The organism is Streptococcus sp. oral taxon 061, from assembly GCF_964211575.1.
Taxonomy (GTDB): Bacteria; Bacillota; Bacilli; order Lactobacillales; family Streptococcaceae; genus Streptococcus.
In genome coordinates this window covers 17,814-36,456 of sequence record NZ_CAXOQQ010000006.1, presented here as the reverse complement: position 1 = coordinate 36,456, position 18,643 = coordinate 17,814, and the positions used below count along the sequence as shown (strand labels likewise).

The following is an 18,643-nucleotide window of genomic DNA, read 5'->3' as shown; positions in this document are numbered from 1 at the left end:
TAATGTTAATTATTGAACGTTAGCTTTGCTAATCAAGTCAAACAAATCTTTTTTAGTGTCGTTTGGTACTTTACGTACGTCAAATTCAACACCAAGATCACGCATTTTTTCAAATGTAGCAACGTCATCTTTGTCCATTGACAATACGTTGTTGATCATTGTTTTACCAGTTGAGTGAGCCATTGATCCAACGTTAAGAGTCTTGATTGGTACACCGCCTTCGATAGCACGGAGGGCATCTTGTGGTGTTTCAAACAAGATAAGGGCGTGTGTTTCACCAAAGCGAGGGTCTTTTGCAACCTCAATCAATTTTTGGATTGGAACAACGTTAGCCTTCACTCCGTTAGGAGCAGCTTGTTTGATCAATTCTTTACGAAGGTCGTCGTTGGCAACGTTATCTGAAGCAACGATGATACGGTCTGCTTTTGAATCTGGTGTCCAAGCAGTTGCGACTTGTCCGTGAAGAAGACGTGTGTCAAGACGAGCAAGGTTGATTTTCAATTTTCCGTCTCCAATAACAGTTCCTTCTGGGATAGCAGCTTGGGCTACAGGAGCAGCTGCAGCAGTTGCAACTTCCTCAGCTGGGTTTAGCTCTTCTGGAAGAGCCTTGATGCCATCTTTGGCCTCTTTAATGATGTTCGCAGCGACTTTGTCCACTCCGGCATTGGCGCCCATAAGGCGTTCGGTGTAGGCTTGGATTAACATCGGCAAGTTAAGTCCTGTGATGATGGCAAATTTACGCTCAGGATTTTCTCCCATTACGCGGCTAGCTTGGTTAAATGGAGAACCACTCCAAAGGTCAGCCAAGACTAGAACCTCATCTTCTGCGTCAAATGCAGCCACAGCATTGTTGAATTTTGCGTATAAATCATCTGGACCTTCATTTGGCATAAAGGTTACAACTTGAACCTTTTCTTGTTCACCAAAGATCATAGATCCTGACTGATGAATACCCGCGGCAAATTCACCGTGACTCGCAATAATGATTCCGATACTCATTATTGTCATTCCTCCTTATAAAATGTTTGACTTGTAGTTTAAGAAAACTTTAAGACTAACTAAGTATAAACCGTTTTCATAAAAAAATCAACAAATTAAACTAAATTATACAAAAATCATAGGAGTATCGATTTTTAAAAATATTGATATATCAACATTTTAGATGAGATTTTGAAAGCAAGCATGTAAAATTTAATATAAATTCCAAATTTGTCATCATTTTTAGATAGTATGTTTTCGACAAGATTATCTTCGATTTTTGGTATAATAGAGAGTAATTTATTTTCTAGTAAGAGAATTTAGAGCGAGAGGTATGTATGTCCCCTTCAATTCAGTTATTAAAAGACCGCTATTTAAAAAATATCAAAGAAAATCCAGATCTCTATATTGGGATAGAGTTAGAATTTCCTATCGTACATACGAAAGGGAAACCCACGGATATTGAAGTCAGCAAGGACTTGCTACGCTTTTTGGTGGATGCTCTCGGTTTAGAAGTCGAGAAGGAAGACCAGGATGGCAATCCGATTCAACTTGTAGAACCGAAAAGCCAAGATCGAATTTTGTTTGAAGTTTCCTACACGACCTTGGAGTTTGCCTTTGGCAGAGCCCAGAAAATCCAAGAGGTCCAAGGACGATTTCAAGCTTATATGAAGGTCATTCAGGAAAAACTAGGCGAAAAGGATCATGCTATCCAGGGCTGGGGGATTCATCCAAACTGGGATCAGAATGACAATCGACCGGTGGCTTATCCACGCTATCAGATGCTGATGGATTACCTACATATGGGAAGTCGCCAAGAGAGAGCTAATTTGCATGACTTCCCACAATATGGAGCCTTTATCTGTGGGAGTCAAGTTCAGTTAGATGTATCGACTGCTAACTACCTACGTGTCATCAATGCTTTCACTCAGATTGAAGCAGCAAAAGCTTACTTATTTGCCAATTCTGAGTTTTCGGGAGCAGACTGGGATACTCAGATTTCACGAGATATCTTTTGGGAAGAATCCATGCATGGAATTTATCCAGAGAATGTCGGTGTCAATGCAAAACTCTTCAAAGATGAGGATGATTTCTTTGATTATCTAGACCACTCTGCGATTTTCACAGCAGAACGAGATGGAGAAACCTACTATTTTTCTCCGATTCAAGCTAGAGATTACCTAGCTACTGATGAGATTCATGCTTATACTTTAAATGGGAAAGAGACTCTGCTTGTCCCTCAAGAGAAGGATTTTCAAACGCACCGTAGTTATCAATTCCAAGATTTAACAACTCGAGGAACGGTCGAATTTCGTAGTGTTTGTACACAGCCGTTAGACCGAACTTTTGCTTCAGCAGCCTTTCATCTAGGTTTGTTGGTGAATCTTGACAAGCTTGAAGCTTACCTAGAAACAGCTCCTTTCTTTGAAAGTGTTGGTCGTGACTACAAGTCTTTGAGAAGACAATTTTCTAAGAAACACCTCACAGATGAAGAAACAGTTGGGATAGTCCAGTTCTCCAAAGACTTGCTAGCAATAGCAGAGCAAGGACTTGAGATGAGAGGTCAGAGTGAAACGACTTATTTAGAACCTTTGAAAGAAGAATTGGACGTATAATTTTCTTATAACGGAAGAATTTTCTGAAAAATCATGTTATAATGAATGAGACTATAGATAAAGGATAGAGATTTATGACATTAGTTTATCAATCAACGCGTGATGCGAACAATACAGTAACAGCCAGCCAAGCGATTTTGCAAGGTTTGGCAACAGATGGAGGCTTGTTTACTCCAGTTAGCTATCCAAAGGTTGATTTGGATTTTGAAACATTAAAAGACGCTTCTTACCAAGAAGTAGCTAAGCTTGTCTTGTCAGCTTTCTTGGATGACTTTACAGCAGAAGAGTTGGACTATTGTATTACCAACGCCTATGACAGCAAGTTTGATACACCAGCCATTGCTCCTCTTGTCAAACTCGATGGTCAATACAACTTGGAACTCTTTCATGGTTCAACCATTGCCTTTAAAGACATGGCCTTGTCTATCTTGCCATACTTTATGACAACGGCTGCCAAGAAACATGGCTTGGAAAACAAGATTGTCATCTTGACAGCAACATCTGGAGACACTGGTAAAGCTGCTATGGCAGGATTCGCGGATGTCCCAGGAACTGAAATTATCGTTTTTTATCCAAAAGACGGTGTCAGCAAGGTACAAGAGTTGCAAATGACCACTCAAACGGGCGAAAATACCCATGTTATCGCTATTGATGGAAACTTTGATGATGCTCAGACTAATGTGAAGCATATGTTCAATGATGTGGCTCTTCGTGAAAAATTAGCAGCCAATAAGCTCCAGTTCTCATCAGCTAACTCTATGAATATTGGTCGTTTGGTCCCACAGATTGTCTATTATGTGTATGCCTACGCTCAGCTCGTTAAAACTGGTGAGATTAAGGCTGGTGACAAGGTTAACTTCACCGTACCGACAGGAAACTTCGGCAATATCTTGGCTGCCTTTTACGCTAAACAAATCGGCCTACCAGTCGGCAAGTTAATCTGTGCTTCAAATGACAACAATGTCTTGACAGACTTCTTCAAAACTCGTGTTTATGACAAGAAGCGTGAGTTCAAGGTAACCACTAGCCCATCTATGGATATCTTGGTCTCTTCAAACTTGGAGCGTTTGATTTTCCACCTTTTGGGTAATGATGCGTTTAAGACAGCTGAACTCATGAATGCTTTGAATAACCAAGGTCAGTATGAATTGACAGATTTTGATGCAGAGATTCTTGACCTTTTTGCAGCAGAGTATGCGACTGAAGCGGAAACAGCAGCAGAAATCAAGCGTGTTTATGAGGCAGATGCTTATATTGAGGACCCTCATACAGCAGTTGCTTCGGCCGTATATAAAAAATACCAAGCGGCGACGGGTGATGTGACTAAGACCGTGATTGCTTCAACAGCTAGTCCTTATAAATTCCCAGTAGTTGCAGTAGAAGCTGTAACAGGGAAATCAGGCTTGACCGACTTTGAAGCTTTGGCTCAGTTGCACGAAATTTCAGGAGTGGCAGTGCCACCAGCAGTTGATGGTCTTGAAACAGCTCCAGTTCGTCACAAGACAACTGTTGCAGCGGCAGATATGCAGGCAGCAGTAGAATCTTATTTAGGACTTTAAAAGAGAGGAAGTAAACTCGGTTGGGAAACTAACTGAGTTTCTTTTCATCAGGAGGAAGGATTGTTTAAGAAAAATAAGGATATTCTCAACATAGCTTTACCTGCCATGGGTGAAAATTTCTTGCAGATGCTCATGGGGATGGTAGATAGCTACTTGGTAGCTAATCTGGGGTTGATCGCCATTTCGGGTGTGTCTGTAGCTGGAAATATAATCACCATTTATCAGGCTATTTTTATTGCCTTGGGAGCAGCAATTTCTAGTGTCATTTCAAAAAGTGTGGGACAGAAAGATCAGCCTAGACTAGCCTACCATGTGACAGAAGCTCTCAAGATAACCTTGCTATTGAGTTTAATTTTAGGTGGCTTGTCCATCTTTGCAGGTCAAGAGATGATTGGTCTTTTGGGTACTGAACAGGCTGTGGCTGAAAGTGGTGGCTTATACCTATCTTTAGTTGGTGGGACAATCGTTCTCCTGGGCTTAATGACTAGTTTAGGGGCCTTGATTCGCGCCACCCACAATCCTCGACTTCCGCTTTATGTTAGTTTTTTATCCAATGCTTTAAATATTGTTTTTTCAAGTGTCGCCATTTTTATCCTTGATATGGGGATAGCTGGTGTAGCTTGGGGGACTATTTTGTCTCGTTTGATCGGGGTTGTAATTTTGTGGTCACAATTAAAACTTCCATATATGAGGCCGACGTTTGGACTGGATAAAGACCTGCTGACCTTGGCTTTACCTGCAGCGGGAGAACGTCTCATGATGCGGGCTGGCGATGTAGTCATAATTGCCTTGGTTGTTTCCTTTGGGACGGAGGCAGTCGCGGGAAATGCTATCGGTGAAGTTTTGACTCAGTTCAACTATATGCCTGCTTTTGGTGTTGCGACAGCAACAGTCATGCAGGTGGCTAGAGCAGTCGGGGAGAATGATTGGGCAAGGGTGGACAAACTAAGTAAGCAAACTTTTTGGCTATCTTTCTTTCTCATGTTGCCTTTAACGCTTAGTATTTATGCTCTCGGGACACCACTAAGCTATCTATACACCAGCGATCCTGTGGCTATCAAAGCCAGTGTTTTAGTGACTCTTTTTTCACTTTTAGGGACTCCTATGACAACGGGAACGGTCATTTATACAGCTGTCTGGCAAGGTTTGGGAAATGCTCGACTTCCCTTTTATGCGACAAGTATTGGAATGTGGTGCATCCGTATTGGGACTGGTTACCTGATGGGAATTGTTCTTGGATGGGGTTTGCCTGGTATCTGGGCGGGAACGCTTTTGGATAATGGTTTCCGTTGGATTTTCCTACGCTATCGTTACAAATCTTATATGACATTGAAAGGATAAGAAATGCAAGAAACGGCTTTTATTTGGGATTTAGACGGGACCTTATTGGACTCCTATGAAGCTATTTTGTCAGGAATTGAGGAGACCTATGCACAATTTTCCATTCCTTTTGACAAGGAGAAAGTTCGAGCTTTTATCTTGAAATACTCTGTCCAGGATTTACTAATGCAAGTGGCAGAAGAAAGAGGCTTGGATGTTGATAGGCTCAATCAAGTCCGTGCTCAGAGCTTGGCTGAAAAGAATGCCCAGGTCATCTTGATGCCGGGGGCCCGCGAGGTTTTAGCCTGGGCAAATCAGCAAGGAATTCAGCAATTTGTCTACACCCACAAAGGTGATAATGCCTTGACTATTTTACGAGATCTGGGCTTGGATGTTTATTTCACAGAAATTTTGACAAGCCAGAGCGGTTTTGCTCGTAAACCAAGTCCAGAAGCAGCGACCTACCTTATCAGCAAATACCATTTAAAACCAGAGCGCACCTATTATATAGGGGACCGTACTTTGGATATCGAATTTGCTCAGAATAGTAGCATTCAGAGTATCAATTTCCTTGGAACTCCGGTGGATTGCAATCATCAGATTTCTTGTTTAGCGGATATTCCTTCTCTCTCTTTATGAAAGAGAATATGTCAGCTTTGTGACAAAATTCATACAAACTATTTCAATTAATGTGCTTTGTTACAGAGACTAGACAGTTTTATTAAATAGCCCCTAATGGGCTTTTTTTCTTTTTTCTTTATGTTATGATAGAAAGGTACTACATTTGAAAAGGAGTTTGAATAGTATGAAGAAACGAATTATTTTAGCATCAACAGTAGCTCTATCACTTGCGCCTACCTTGGCAACTCAAGCAGAAGAAATTGTATGGTCGCCACGTTCAGTTGAGCAAATTCAAAACGATGTTGCTAAAAGCGAAAATAAAACAAGTTACACAATTAAGTACGGAGATACCCTAAGCACGATTGCAGAGGCTTTGGGAGTAGACTTAAATGTCCTTGCAAACTTGAACAAAATCACAAATATTGACTTGATTTTCCCAGAAACTGTACTGACTACAACTGTTAACGAAAATGAAGAAGTAACAGAGGTTGAGGTTTATACACCTCAAGAAGTTGGTTCTGATGTAGCAAGTGCAACAGCAGATTTAACAACGAATCAAGTAACAGTAGATGAACAAACTGTTCAAGTCGAAGATTTGACACAACCAGTTGAAGAAACAACGACTACTGTTGAGGAGACAACTACAACAGAAGCAACAACTGAAGCTGCGGCACCTGTCGTTGAAGAAACAACTACGGTCGCTGAACCAACAACTACAGTTGAGGAAACAACTACGGTCGCTGAACCAACAACTACAGTTGAGGAAACAACTATGGCTGCTGAACCAACTACAACAGTTGAGGAAACAACTACGGTCGCTGAAACAACTACAACAGTTGAAGAAACAACTACGGTCGCTGAACCAACTACAACAGTTGAAGAAACAACTACAACAGAAGCAACAACTGAGGCTGTAACAGAAGCTCAATCAGCTCCAGCAACTTACCAAGCTGAACCAAGTCAAGGTGCATCAGCAACTTATACAGCGCCGGCGGCTCCTGATTATGCAACTATTGCAGCAACAAAATCAGAAAATGCAGGTCTCCAACCACAAACAGCTGCATTTAAAGAAGAAGTAGCTAACTTGTTTGGTATCACATCATTTAGTGGTTACCGTCCAGGAGATCCAGGTGACCACGGAAAAGGTCTAGCGATTGACTTCATGGTCCCAGTTAGCTCAGCTCTCGGTGACCAAATTGCAGATTATGCTATCCAAAATATGGCTAGCCGTGGAATCAACTACATCATCTGGAAACAACGTTTCTACGCACCATACGCTAGCAAATACGGACCAGCTTACACTTGGAATCCAATGCCAGATCGTGGTAGCGTAACAGAAAACCACTATGACCACGTTCACGTATCTATGAACTAATAATGAATGAGAAGTTGGGAACTGATTTAGTTTCCACTTCTTTTTTCTATTTCAAATTCTTAGGTAGTGAAAAAATCCAGGCATAAATATAGATAAAAAGCCTTATAGAAACATGACGAGGAGACTGTTTTATATTTTTGGAGAGTAGTTCTGGTTAAAATAAAAAAAGCAGCACTTTCTATGAAGGTGCTGGTTTTTAATAACTGATCTTAAACTTTTCTCCGCTTAATTTCAAGTAGTCTTTGATAGAAGAAGATTTGGCTACTATAGATATAAGGGAAGATAGAGATACTTGCGATTCCAAAGCTAATCCAGATGAGGATATACCAAGGAAGTAGCTGTAAATCAAGGACAAAGCGTTGGAACTTATAGCCTTTCATGAGAAAGCGGCTGGTATGTAGCACGCGGCTCGGTTTGGCAATTCCGATTGCAAGGGTGTCACATAAAAGTAGTTCAACTTGGGAATAGGCATAATATTGTGGCAGATAGATAATGGTTCCCAAAATCATTACTAGGACGCTACCAAAGAAATAGAGAGCGAAAGTCAGTAGGAAGTGTTCGATATCTGGATTGGTGACGTCAACAGATGGAAATTCGGGATGAAGTTCCACAAATTTACGAGCCATGGCACTGCTATAAAAGAGCAAGTAGACACCAAAAAGATTAGGGATGCTCCATAAAAAGAGATAGAAACGCTTGAGTAAGAGCGTTAGAAAAGTTTGGGTAAAGAAGCGGTTGTCAAGCAAGGACAGACTATCTTTAAAGGAAAGCTCTATCTCAGAAATTCTGTAAAGATTAATCGTGGTAAAGAGGGCACCAGCTAGGATGATGGAACTTGTAAATCCAACGGCTATCGGAAAGAGAGCAGACTGGATTGTAATCCCTAGAAAACTCAAGAAGGACTGTTCAAGAATGCCTTCATCAAGTAGGGATAAAGGTCTGATAAAGCTCGATAGAATCAAAAGAATACTTGGTAATAAAAAGACAAGCAGTAAGCGAGGGTGCTCGGCTTGAAATTGTCTAGCCTGCTCGCGAACTTCTTTTAAATTAATTTTTGGGTACTTCATTCTTTCATTATACCATAGTTCGTGACAGTTCCTGTTTTTTTTGATAGAATCATACAGTATGCCCCTAGGCACAAAGTAAGAACTGGGACTGTCTTTCCCGGTTTCGGAGGTAAAAATGTCAGATTCGCCAATTAAATATCGATTGATTAAAAAAGAAAAACACACAGGAGCTCGTTTGGGTGAGATTATCACACCCCATGGAACCTTCCCGACGCCTATGTTTATGCCAGTAGGGACTCAGGCAACGGTCAAGACTCAGTCGCCAGAAGAATTGAAAGAGATGGGTTCAGGGATTATCCTATCCAACACCTATCACTTGTGGCTTCGCCCTGGGGACGAACTCATTGCCCGTGCTGGAGGTCTTCACAAGTTCATGAATTGGGATCAACCAATCTTAACGGATAGCGGTGGATTTCAAGTGTATTCCCTAGCAGACAGTCGTAATATTACAGAAGAAGGAGTAACCTTCAAAAACCACCTCAACGGTTCTAAGATGTTTCTTTCACCTGAAAAGGCCATTTCTATTCAAAACAATCTGGGCTCAGACATCATGATGTCCTTTGACGAATGTCCCCAATTTTATCAACCTTATGATTATGTGAAAAAATCGATTGAACGTACTAGCCGTTGGGCAGAGCGTGGTTTAAAGGCTCACCGTCGTCCACATGACCAAGGTTTATTTGGGATTGTACAGGGGGCAGGATTTGAAGATCTTCGTCGTCAATCAGCGCATGATCTTGTAAGTATGGACTTCCCAGGCTACTCTATCGGAGGACTAGCAGTTGGAGAAACCCACGAAGAGATGAATGCAGTTTTGGACTTTACGACCCAACTGCTTCCTGAGAACAAACCTCGTTACTTGATGGGAGTAGGAGCGCCAGATAGCTTGATTGATGGTGTTATCCGTGGTGTCGATATGTTTGACTGTGTCTTGCCGACTCGTATCGCTCGTAACGGGACTTGTATGACCAGTCAAGGTCGCTTGGTAGTCAAGAATGCTCAGTTTGCGGAGGACTTTACACCACTTGATCCAGAGTGTGATTGCTACACATGTAAGAATTATACCCGTGCTTATCTACGCCATTTGCTTAAGGCAGATGAAACCTTTGGTATCCGCTTGACAAGTTACCATAACCTGTATTTTTTGATCAATCTGATGAAGCAGGTTCGCCAGGCTATCATGGATGATAATCTTCTGGAATTTCGTGAACATTTTGTTGAAAAATATGGTTATAACAAGTCAGGGCGAAATTTCTAAATTTAGCTTGAAATCAGCTAAAAATCCTAAGTTTTATCTTAGGATTTTTCTGTTTTTTTTGATAAAATAAAGGTACTATGAATGAAAGTTAGATGGCTTTTCTCGCCAATCTAATGAATGGAGAATAAACTCGTATGCGTATTAAATGGTTTTCCTTGATTAGGATTACAGGTTTGCTTTTGGTACTCTTGTATCATTTCTTTCAAACGGCTTTCCCAGGAGGTTTCTTCGGGGTTGACGTCTTCTTTACCTTCTCAGGTTTTCTGATCACATCACTTTTATTAGAAGAATTTGGACAAAAAGGGAAGATTGATATCTTAGGATTTTTTAGAAGACGTTTCTATCGGATTTTTCCACCAGTTGTTTTAATGATTCTTGTCATCATGCCATTCACCTTCTTGGTTCGCCAAGATTATGTGGCAGGAATTGGTGGGCAGATTGCCGGTGTTCTAGGATTTATGACTAACTTCTATGAAATGCTGACAGGAGGAAGTTATGAATCTCAGTTTATCCCTCACCTCTTTGTTCACAACTGGAGCTTAGCTGTTGAAGTTCATTATTATATCTTGTGGGGGTTGGCAGTCTGGTTCCTATCTAAGCGAGCGAAATCAAGCGGACAACTACGAGGAACAATCTTTCTACTTTCATCAGCTGCCTTTATCGTCAGTTTCCTTTCGATGTTTATTGGTAGTTTTATTGTAAGTTCTTACTCGACAGTATACTTTTCAAGTTTGACTCATGTGTATCCCTTCTTCTTAGGTAGTGTGCTTGCTACCGTAATAGGGGTTCGTCATGCAACGCCACTTTTTAAACGTTTGAATAGAAGCTTGGATTTGAAGCAGACTTTGCTAGTCTTTGGAGCTGGGCTCGGAGTCTTGCTATTACTGACCTTCTTTGTGAAATTTACATATCTCTTTGCCTATTTACTCGGCTTCTTGTTTGCAAGTTTAGCAGCGCTTCTGATGATTGTTGCGGCACGCGTCTTGCATGAGAAAACACCGACCATCAAAGAGCCAAAGATTATCAGCTTTTTAGCGGATACAAGCTATGCTGTCTATCTTTTCCACTGGCCGTTCTATATTATTTTCTCACAGTTAATGGGAAATATTCCGGCAGTGATTTTAACCACCATCTTCTCTTATATCTTCGCAACCCTTTCTTTCTATGTCATCGAACCTTTAGTAGCAGGAAAATCTACTGACCTCTTGCAAAAGGCAAAAGAAATTCCGCACATTAAACCGGTCTTTGCTGGTAGTGCTGGAGTACTTGGTCTGATTACCGTTGTCGTGATATTGATAGCTCCTCAAGTAGGCGCATTTGAAACGGATTTGATGGTTAATGGTCTCAATCAGGCGCAAACCAATATGAACCGAACAAAAACCATGGCAGATCAAGCAGAAGCTAGTCGCTATAATATAGCTGAGGGTGTATCCATCATTGGAGATTCGGTAACCTTGCGTGCTTCAGAGGGACTAAAAGAAGTCTTGCCAGATGCGCAGATTGATGGTCAGGTCAGTCGAACTACCAAACAGGCAAATGAATTGATGTTGAATTACAGTCAGAATAAAGCCTTGCCTAAAATTGTAGTCATTGCGACTGGCGTTAATAATCCTGAAAATTATAAAGCTGATTTGGATCTGCTGATAACAAATCTTCCAAAAGGACATCAACTTGTTTTAGTTACTCCATACGAGGGAGACACAACGCAGGAAACACAACCTTATGTTGAGCAGTATGCAAGCTATGCGCGTGAACTGGCACAAAAATATCCATATATAGCACTTGCAGATTGGAACCAAGTCGCCAAAGATCATCCAGATATTTGGAAGGGAACAGACCAGGTTCACTTCGGTAGTGATACGACCAAGCAGGATGAAGGAGCAAAACTTTACGCAGAAACCATTAGTGCTGCCGTTAAAGCTCTCGCAGACAAACCTGTCAAATCAAAATAATCACTAAAAAGTAGAGATTCTATCTCTGCTTTTTTGCTTTAACGATAATTGGGAAAAACTTGCCAAATTGTCAGAATTATGAGAAAATAGGAACAATCAAAAAATGGAGGGAATGCAATGAGAGAAGACATCAAGATTAATGACCGTGCTCTAGCATTGGAAGATCAAATCATTGAAGTACTCGAAAAAGTTTATGATACAGATGTAGAGTTAGATGTATACAATCTCGGATTGATTTATGAGATTCATTTAGATGAGGCTGGCCTTTGTACAGTTGTTATGACCTTCACTGATACTGCCTGTGACTGTGCAGAAAGTCTGCCAATCGAGATTGTGGCAGGTTTAAAACAAATTGATGGGATTGAGGATGTCAAGGTTGAGGTGACCTGGTCTCCTGCATGGAAGATTACACGCATTAGTCGTTATGGGCGTATAGCTCTAGGGCTACCTCCGCGTTAAATAATAGAGGGATATGGGATGAATTATGAATCGGGATTAAAGACCTGATTTATATTTTTCTTTTTTTGTTTATTTATTTCATACAATAAACAAAAATTTTTGTTAAGAGTAACCACTTCACTCAAAAAAATGTTATTATAGTAGAAGTGATTATAATAAAAAGAATAAGGTAGGATAGATATGAAATTATCTGTAGTAATTCCGTTTTATAACGAAGAGAATATGATTCAGAAGATGTATGATGAATTGGTTAAAGAAATCAATCAAATTACAAAAGCGGAATTTGAAATTATTTTTATTAATGACGGTAGTAAGGATCGTACTTTTGAACGTATGTTAGCCATCGCAGCTGGTGATTCACGTGTTAAATACATCAGCTTCAGTCGAAATTTCGGGAAAGAAGCTGGAACTATTGCAGGACTTGAATATGCAACAGGAGAAGCAGTTATTCTAATGGATGGAGATTTGCAGCATCCACCAGCAATGCTTCCAAAAATGATTGAAGCTTATGAGCAAGGATACGATGTTGTAAGTGCTCGTCGTACACGTACAGGAGAAAAACGTCACCGTACTTTTTTAGCTAAACATTTTTATAAACTTGCCAATAAAATGATGGATATCGAGCTAATGGACGGAGTCTCTGAATTCCGATTGTTTAGCCGTAAAGTTGTAAACGCCATTATATCTATGCAAGAATACAATCGTTTTTCTAAAGGAATTTTTGCTTGGATCGGCTTTAACGAAAAAGTTATCGAATATGAAAACCAAGTTCGTACTGTAGGTGAAACAAAATACTCGTTGAAGTTCTCATTGAACTATGCGATTCAAGGGATTTTATCATTCAACGATAAACCTCTACGTATGTGTATTAATTTTGGTTTATTCTGCTTATTAATTTCATTGGTTTATGTTCTTTGGACCTTTATCCAATATCTCGTAGTACCGGATTCACTCGTGAGTGGATACTTTACTACAATCTTCTCAGTCGTTCTCTTTGGTGGAATTCAATTGATTTCTATTGGGGTACTCGGAGAATATATTGGTAAGATTTATTATGAAGTGAAGAAACGTCCACATTATCTTGTCGACCAAACGAACATTACTGTGAAAGGAGAGCAAAATGACGACTAAGAAAAAAGTCTATCTAGCAAGTTTTATTGCGCCTATGGCCATCATGTTTGTGGCTTGGGCTATTGATGGCTTCTTTCCTTTCGGAACAAAGTCACTCATGGCGGTTGACTTTAATGCTCAGTATATTGGCTTATATGCCTATTTCAAACATTTGTTTTTAAATGGAGATTGGAGTAGTTTCTTTTACTCTTTCTCTAAATCCATTGGAGGCGGGATGTTAGGGATTTGGGGCTTCAATTTGTTGAGTCCATTTAACTTCCTGTTCCTATTATTCCCTGAAGAGAATTTCCAATGGGTGGTTCCAATCGTTATTGCCTTACGTTATGGAGCGATGGGATTAACCATGGCACATTTCTTGGTTAAACGTTATGATGGATTAAAGAATAAGGCCTACTTAGTTCCAATCGTCGCTACCATCTACGCATTAAATGGGTTTAATGTTAGTTATCAAATGAACCCAATTTTCTATGATGGAATGATCATGCTTCCATTAGTTTTAATTGGGGTTGAACAAGTACTAGATAATAAGTCTCCAAGAGGCTATATTGGCATGCTTGCATTATCTCTCTTTGTACAATTTTACATGGGTTATATGACCTGCATTTTTGTGGTCATTTATGCTTTGTTCTACATTATTCGTTCAGAGAACTTAAGAAATAAAAAGGTTATTCTAACAAGACTGGGGAAATTAGCTGCCGCATCTATACTAGCTGTTGGAATAGTATCAGCTGTATTGCTCCCAATTCTGATTAGTTTGGTATCAACAAAAGGGGGCTTGCAAAGCACTCTGAGATTTGATTGGAAGTTACAAATCAATCCGTTTGAGATTTTAGCAAAACTCTTTTTAGGAGCTTTTGATAATACTTCTTGGCCAGCTGGACCTAACTTACCAAATATATATGTGGCTAGCTTTGGTTTACTAGGAACACTTTATTACTTTATTTCAAGTAAGATTTCAAAATGGAGTAAAATTGCAGCAAGTTTTGTTCTCGTAGTGTTTTTGATTTCTTGTGCCCATGAATTTACAAGTAAGTTGTGGCATATGGGACAAAATCCTGCTGGATTTTTCTATCGCTTCTCATGGATTATTGCTTTCTTTTTAGTTTATCTGGCTTATCAGAGCCTACGAGAAGTGGAGAAATTTACTAAGAAAGAAGCTAGCTTCCTACTGATTAGCGGTGCAGTTATCTTTTCTATTGTACAGTTACAACAACACTCTTTCTTAACAGTTTGGCAACGTCTTGCAACGATTTTGATTTTTGTGGTTTTGCTTGCAGCTTTATTCTATCCCAAAGTAAAAAGAGCTTGGATGATTATAGCTGCTTTGACTGTGGTTGAATTGACAGCTAATGCAGCACTTGTTCAATCAAGAGTTGGGTATACAGACGCTTATAAGTATCACGATGCAGTTTTGCAATTAAAGGAAGCGATTAATCCAATTAGACCTGACCACAGTGATTTTTACAGAATTAACAAATCATTTAATTTAAGTAAGAATGATCCATTTATGGTGGATTATCCAGGACTATCGGTTTTCAGTTCCAACCTGGAAAATAGTACACGTGATTTATTTGACCGTTTAGGAAACAACGGAATAAATGCAACGACATACTATCAAGGAACTCCGTTCCAAGATGCGCTCTTCTCAGTAAAATATCTAGTTGCTCCAAAACCAGTGCTTAAAGAGGACTATCCTGATACATCCAAACTGTATATATTCGGAAACATGGTAACGCGTAAAGATATTACGACAAAAGCACCTGTTTATGAAGCTGCTAGAACAAAGACATTCGAGACAGGTTTGATTTTGCCAATTGCTTATGGTGTTAATGATGCAACGGTGAATGTAAAATTAGAGAACCATCAACCAATTCAAAATCAAAATAAGATTGTACAAGCTATGGGGGCAACGAGCGAAAATTATTTAGCTGTACTTGGAGCAAATGATATGAAATTGGATAATATGGAAGTTGTAGATCCGTCTAAACCGGAAACCTATAAGCGTATTGATTCTTCAAAACCAGGAACGATTACCTATCATTTAGTACCTCAATCTGCTGAGGATTATTGGGTAGCAATTCCGCAAATATTATCTCATACAGACAAAAATAAAATTCGTGTCATGTTAAATGGCAAAAATTATGAATTCCAAGATAAATTCCAACAAATGCAATTTATTCAAATTGCACATAATTCAGTTGGTCAACCTACAGATTTAACGATTGAAATTGATTCGGATAATGAATATAATTTATCTGGACTGCGCTTAGCCCGTTCTAATGCTGCTCTAGCAAATCGTATCATTCAAGAACGTCAGCTGCAAGGAATAAAATTAACTCATTGGGATAATCGTAGTTTCAAAGGAACAGTTAATATAACTGATGACAGTACTTGGATGATGACCAGTATCCCATATGAAAAAGGTTGGACTGTTAAAGTAGATGGAAAAGTAGTTGAAACTGCTAAAGTTTGGGATAGTTTGTTAGCCTACAAGATTACACCAGGCGAACATACAATTGAAATCAGCTACTTGCCAGCTGGATTTGTTGCAGGTTTTCTAATTTCAATCTTATCAACCTCTCTTTATGGATTTGCAATTTATAAAAAATGGATTTAATTTAGTAGGAGTAGACTATAATGAAAATTTCAAAAATGAAATTAAAATTTAGTTCGCTATTCTTTGTTCCATTTATGGGTATGTTAGGAGTCTTCCTTTGTTTAGGGTTGACTCCCTTTTCACAAAATTCGGTGCATAGTGGAGATTTTCTTTCACAATATTTTCCGCTTTATATCGGATTACATAAACTATTTTGGAGCGGCGATTTTAGCGGTCTGTTTTGGTCCTTCTCTAAATCCCTGGGAGGAGCAATGCCAAGTGTATGGGGCTTTAATAGTTTAAGTCCTTTCACGTTTTTATACGTAATTTTTCCAATTTCGACATTTCATATTTTGAGTTATGTGATTCCACTTATTCGTTTTGGAGTAATGGGAGTGGCGTTTGGATATTTTCTTGAAAAGAAATATCAAGGGATTAGCAAAAATTATTGGCTTTCATTAGCCTTATCAACATCTTATGCACTTAGTGGATTTATCGTTTCTCAGCATTTCAATCCCAACTTTTTAGATAATCTAGTTTATGTCCCCTTCATTCTTCTTGGTATTGAAGAAATCGTAGAAGGAAAACGATCACTTAAATTACCGATTTTCCTTGCAGTCAGCTTGATTACGAATTTCTATACAGGGTATATGATGTGCCTTTTTGTGGCTCTATATGCATTCTATGCTGTTTTTTCAAAGAAAGCTTCCTTGAAAGACTACCTATTGAAAATTGGTAGGGTTGCATTGTTTGCAATGATTGGAGTAGGACTTGCAATGTTCTGGCTGCTACCAGTCTTTGGTGCCTTGGTAGAAAGTAAGGCAAGTGCAGGAAGTACATTTGAATGGTCTTCTAAAATCGTAAATGATCTTATAACTTTTCCTCAAAAATTTATTTTAGGCTCTTTTAGTGAAAAAGAGTGGGGAGACCCAAAAGCCTTACCGCACCTTTTCATTGGAAGTTTAGGTCTCTTTGGACTGTTTGTTTTCTATGTAAAAAAAGAAATTTCCCTTCGTAGCAAATTATCTGCAACATTCGTATTATTGATTTTATTACTTTCCTTCAATATTCAAGGCTTTGATCAGATTTGGCATATGGGGCAACGTCCGGTCGGTTTCTACTTTAGAAATTCTTGGATTGCAAATGCCTTTATGTTGGTCTTAGCTTCCGAAAGTCTGATGAAGTGGAAAAATAGCTTCCGCTTTAATGAGTTCTTGGTAGCTCTTATAGGTTTTGGGTCAATTTTATTGTTCTCAATGCTTGCTACACTTTCTTATGTAGAAACATTACAGAAAATACTTGCATTTATTATTTATAGTATCGTTTTATGTGCATTCTTTCTAACAAAGGTCGATTTATCTCGAAGACTACAAATAGTAACCGGAGTTGTTATTGTAGAGTTAATATTGGGTGCGTTTATTGGACTGAAAAGAGTACCATTTTTCGTTAGTAATTCTAGTTTAAAGACTCAAATGGAGTATGCGATTGCTTTTGATGAAGAAGGTTATAGTAAATTAAATCAATTTACACGTCTGGAGATGAATAAGGGATTGTCGCATGCCAATTTCCCGATTGCTTATAATTATAATGGAGCCTCTCACTTTACATCGAGTTTAGAGCATACATTAATTGAAGAATTTAGTCACTTGGGACTTCCTGCCTCACAATCAGTTGTAAACTATACAGGGCGAAATATTATTTTAGATTCTATGTTTGGTTTTTCGCGGTTTATGATGGGTGGCGATGAAAATAAAGTCTTTGCGGATATTCGTGGTTTATATCAGAAAGAAGGAACCTTAAAGAACTTTGCTGTTTATCAAAATCCATATGCCCTCTCCTTGGGATATTTAACAAATAAGGATCTTGCAACAAATGTAAACTTTGAAAAGCACAAACCTGTTAACAATTTAAATCAATTCTTACAAGTTGTGGGGATTTCTGAGAAGGAAGGTCTTAAAGAAGTAAGTGTATCAGAAGCCCATGTTGAAAATTTAACGAAAAATGGTGACAAATATACAATTACTAAAGAAGGTACTCCGGTAAAAATTGAATGGCAGTTATCTCTTGAACCAAACAAGTTGTACTTTGTCGAAATTCCAGAAAGACAAGCCGGTCCAGTCATTAAATCAAAAGTGTTGGTAGACGGATCAAGTTATCCTTATGAAAATCGATTCCGAGAAAATCAATTATGGGTGGTTGGAAATGGAAACTTAAACAAAACGCTCACATTTACAATTGATGAAGGAAAAGCCAAAGAATGGGATATTAGTGGTTTTAAATTCTATTCAATCGATATACCAACTCTAACCAATACTTTGGAACAGTTTAAAAAAGCAAATGACATCACCATTGATTCCTATTCAAATTCAACAGTGAAAGCACACGTTAATGTTACAAATAGTGAACAATCCTTTGCAACTTTCACTATTCCATACCATTCAGGTTGGAGTGTAACAGTAGATGGTCAAGCTCAAGAAGTTCAAAAATCGCTTGGTTTCTTTATGGGTGTATCACTAACGGAAGGAGAACATGAGATCGTATGGACATATAATCCTCCAGGGTTAAACTTTGGAGTAATGCTTTCACTAGCTTCTCTTATATTACTCGTTTTCTTGTGGAAAAAACAAAAAATAGAATAGCTGACATACTCTGCGGCTATGATACTAGAAAAGGATGAAGTTCTTAGGAACTTCATCCTTTTTGTATGTTTT

Annotated in this window: 13 protein-coding genes; 11 read left to right on the top strand and 2 right to left on the bottom strand. The window is 39.0% G+C overall.

The annotated features are described in order from the left end of the window. Positions 1–9 precede the first annotated feature (9 nt). Positions 10–999: a PTS sugar transporter subunit IIB gene (locus tag AB8E63_RS05685; RefSeq protein WP_368910358.1), complete on the bottom strand. Its 990-nt coding sequence runs from the start codon at positions 997–999 to the stop codon at positions 10–12. Positions 1,000–1,316: 317 nt separating this feature from the next. Between AB8E63_RS05685 and AB8E63_RS05680 the strand changes: the two genes are divergently transcribed. The 5 genes from AB8E63_RS05680 to AB8E63_RS05660 all read left to right on the top strand — a co-directional run bounded on the left by AB8E63_RS05680 (position 1,317) and on the right by AB8E63_RS05660 (position 7,469). Continuing rightward, positions 1,317–2,594 (top strand): gamma-glutamylcysteine synthetase, encoded by a 1,278-nt coding sequence (locus AB8E63_RS05680; RefSeq protein WP_368910357.1) that lies wholly within the window; start codon positions 1,317–1,319, stop codon positions 2,592–2,594. Positions 2,595–2,668: 74 nt separating this feature from the next. Further along, positions 2,669–4,153, top strand: coding sequence for a threonine synthase (gene thrC, locus AB8E63_RS05675; RefSeq protein WP_368910356.1), 1,485 nt, complete (start codon positions 2,669–2,671; stop codon positions 4,151–4,153). 60 nt (positions 4,154–4,213) lie between these two features. Further along, complete coding sequence (locus tag AB8E63_RS05670) at positions 4,214–5,494, top strand: MATE family efflux transporter (protein WP_368910355.1); 1,281 nt, start codon at positions 4,214–4,216, stop codon at positions 5,492–5,494. Between the two features lie 3 nt (positions 5,495–5,497). Beyond that, positions 5,498–6,112 carry an HAD family hydrolase gene (locus AB8E63_RS05665; RefSeq protein ID WP_368910354.1) on the top strand — a complete coding sequence of 205 codons (615 nt, stop codon included), beginning with the start codon at positions 5,498–5,500 and terminating at the stop codon, positions 6,110–6,112. A gap of 166 nt (positions 6,113–6,278) precedes the next feature. Further along, positions 6,279–7,469, top strand: a complete 1,191-nt coding sequence (locus AB8E63_RS05660) for a LysM peptidoglycan-binding domain-containing protein (protein ID WP_368910353.1) — start codon at positions 6,279–6,281, stop codon at positions 7,467–7,469. Positions 7,470–7,678: 209 nt separating this feature from the next. On the opposite strand, the gene AB8E63_RS05655 is transcribed toward AB8E63_RS05660, so the two are convergent. Then, positions 7,679–8,536 (bottom strand): DUF975 family protein, encoded by an 858-nt coding sequence (locus AB8E63_RS05655; protein ID WP_036756847.1) that lies wholly within the window; start codon positions 8,534–8,536, stop codon positions 7,679–7,681. A 115-nt stretch (positions 8,537–8,651) separates the two neighbouring features. Between AB8E63_RS05655 and tgt the strand changes: the two genes are divergently transcribed. From tgt to AB8E63_RS05625, 6 genes are all read left to right on the top strand, one after another. Then, positions 8,652–9,794: a tRNA guanosine(34) transglycosylase Tgt gene (gene tgt / locus AB8E63_RS05650; protein ID WP_254724733.1), complete on the top strand. Its 1,143-nt coding sequence runs from the start codon at positions 8,652–8,654 to the stop codon at positions 9,792–9,794. 134 nt (positions 9,795–9,928) lie between these two features. Continuing rightward, positions 9,929–11,746, top strand: a complete 1,818-nt coding sequence (locus tag AB8E63_RS05645; RefSeq protein ID WP_368910352.1) for an acyltransferase family protein — start codon at positions 9,929–9,931, stop codon at positions 11,744–11,746. A 117-nt stretch (positions 11,747–11,863) separates the two neighbouring features. After that, positions 11,864–12,205 carry a metal-sulfur cluster assembly factor gene (locus AB8E63_RS05640; RefSeq protein WP_004250665.1) on the top strand — a complete coding sequence of 114 codons (342 nt, stop codon included), beginning with the start codon at positions 11,864–11,866 and terminating at the stop codon, positions 12,203–12,205. Between the two features lie 180 nt (positions 12,206–12,385). Continuing rightward, positions 12,386–13,336 (top strand): glycosyltransferase family 2 protein, encoded by a 951-nt coding sequence (locus AB8E63_RS05635; protein ID WP_006149289.1) that lies wholly within the window; start codon positions 12,386–12,388, stop codon positions 13,334–13,336. After that, positions 13,326–15,953 (top strand): YfhO family protein, encoded by a 2,628-nt coding sequence (locus AB8E63_RS05630; RefSeq protein WP_368910351.1) that lies wholly within the window; start codon positions 13,326–13,328, stop codon positions 15,951–15,953. Before AB8E63_RS05635 ends, AB8E63_RS05630 begins: the two co-directional genes overlap by 11 nt. A 20-nt stretch (positions 15,954–15,973) precedes the next feature. Further along, the gene (locus AB8E63_RS05625) at positions 15,974–18,571 is read left to right on the top strand and encodes a YfhO family protein (RefSeq protein WP_368910350.1); all 2,598 of its coding nucleotides are present in this window, start codon (positions 15,974–15,976) and stop codon (positions 18,569–18,571) included. Positions 18,572–18,643 lie beyond the last annotated feature (72 nt).

Bases quoted from the DNA above. Each gene is read 5' to 3' on its own strand.
- AB8E63_RS05660 (WP_368910353.1), top strand. From the start codon at position 6,279: ATGAAGAAACGAATTATTTTAGCATCAACAGTAGCTCTATCACTTGCG.
- AB8E63_RS05635 (WP_006149289.1), top strand. From the start codon at position 12,386: ATGAAATTATCTGTAGTAATTCCGTTTTATAACGAAGAGAATATGATT.
- AB8E63_RS05680 (WP_368910357.1), top strand. From the start codon at position 1,317: ATGTCCCCTTCAATTCAGTTATTAAAAGACCGCTATTTAAAAAATATC.
- AB8E63_RS05685 (WP_368910358.1), bottom strand. From the start codon at position 999: ATGAGTATCGGAATCATTATTGCGAGTCACGGTGAATTTGCCGCGGGT.
- AB8E63_RS05640 (WP_004250665.1), top strand. From the start codon at position 11,864: ATGAGAGAAGACATCAAGATTAATGACCGTGCTCTAGCATTGGAAGAT.
- AB8E63_RS05645 (WP_368910352.1), top strand. From the start codon at position 9,929: ATGCGTATTAAATGGTTTTCCTTGATTAGGATTACAGGTTTGCTTTTG.
- AB8E63_RS05630 (WP_368910351.1), top strand. From the start codon at position 13,326: ATGACGACTAAGAAAAAAGTCTATCTAGCAAGTTTTATTGCGCCTATG.
- AB8E63_RS05625 (WP_368910350.1), top strand. From the start codon at position 15,974: ATGAAAATTTCAAAAATGAAATTAAAATTTAGTTCGCTATTCTTTGTT.
- AB8E63_RS05665 (WP_368910354.1), top strand. From the start codon at position 5,498: ATGCAAGAAACGGCTTTTATTTGGGATTTAGACGGGACCTTATTGGAC.
- tgt (WP_254724733.1), top strand. From the start codon at position 8,652: ATGTCAGATTCGCCAATTAAATATCGATTGATTAAAAAAGAAAAACAC.
- thrC (WP_368910356.1), top strand. From the start codon at position 2,669: ATGACATTAGTTTATCAATCAACGCGTGATGCGAACAATACAGTAACA.
- AB8E63_RS05655 (WP_036756847.1), bottom strand. From the start codon at position 8,536: ATGAAGTACCCAAAAATTAATTTAAAAGAAGTTCGCGAGCAGGCTAGA.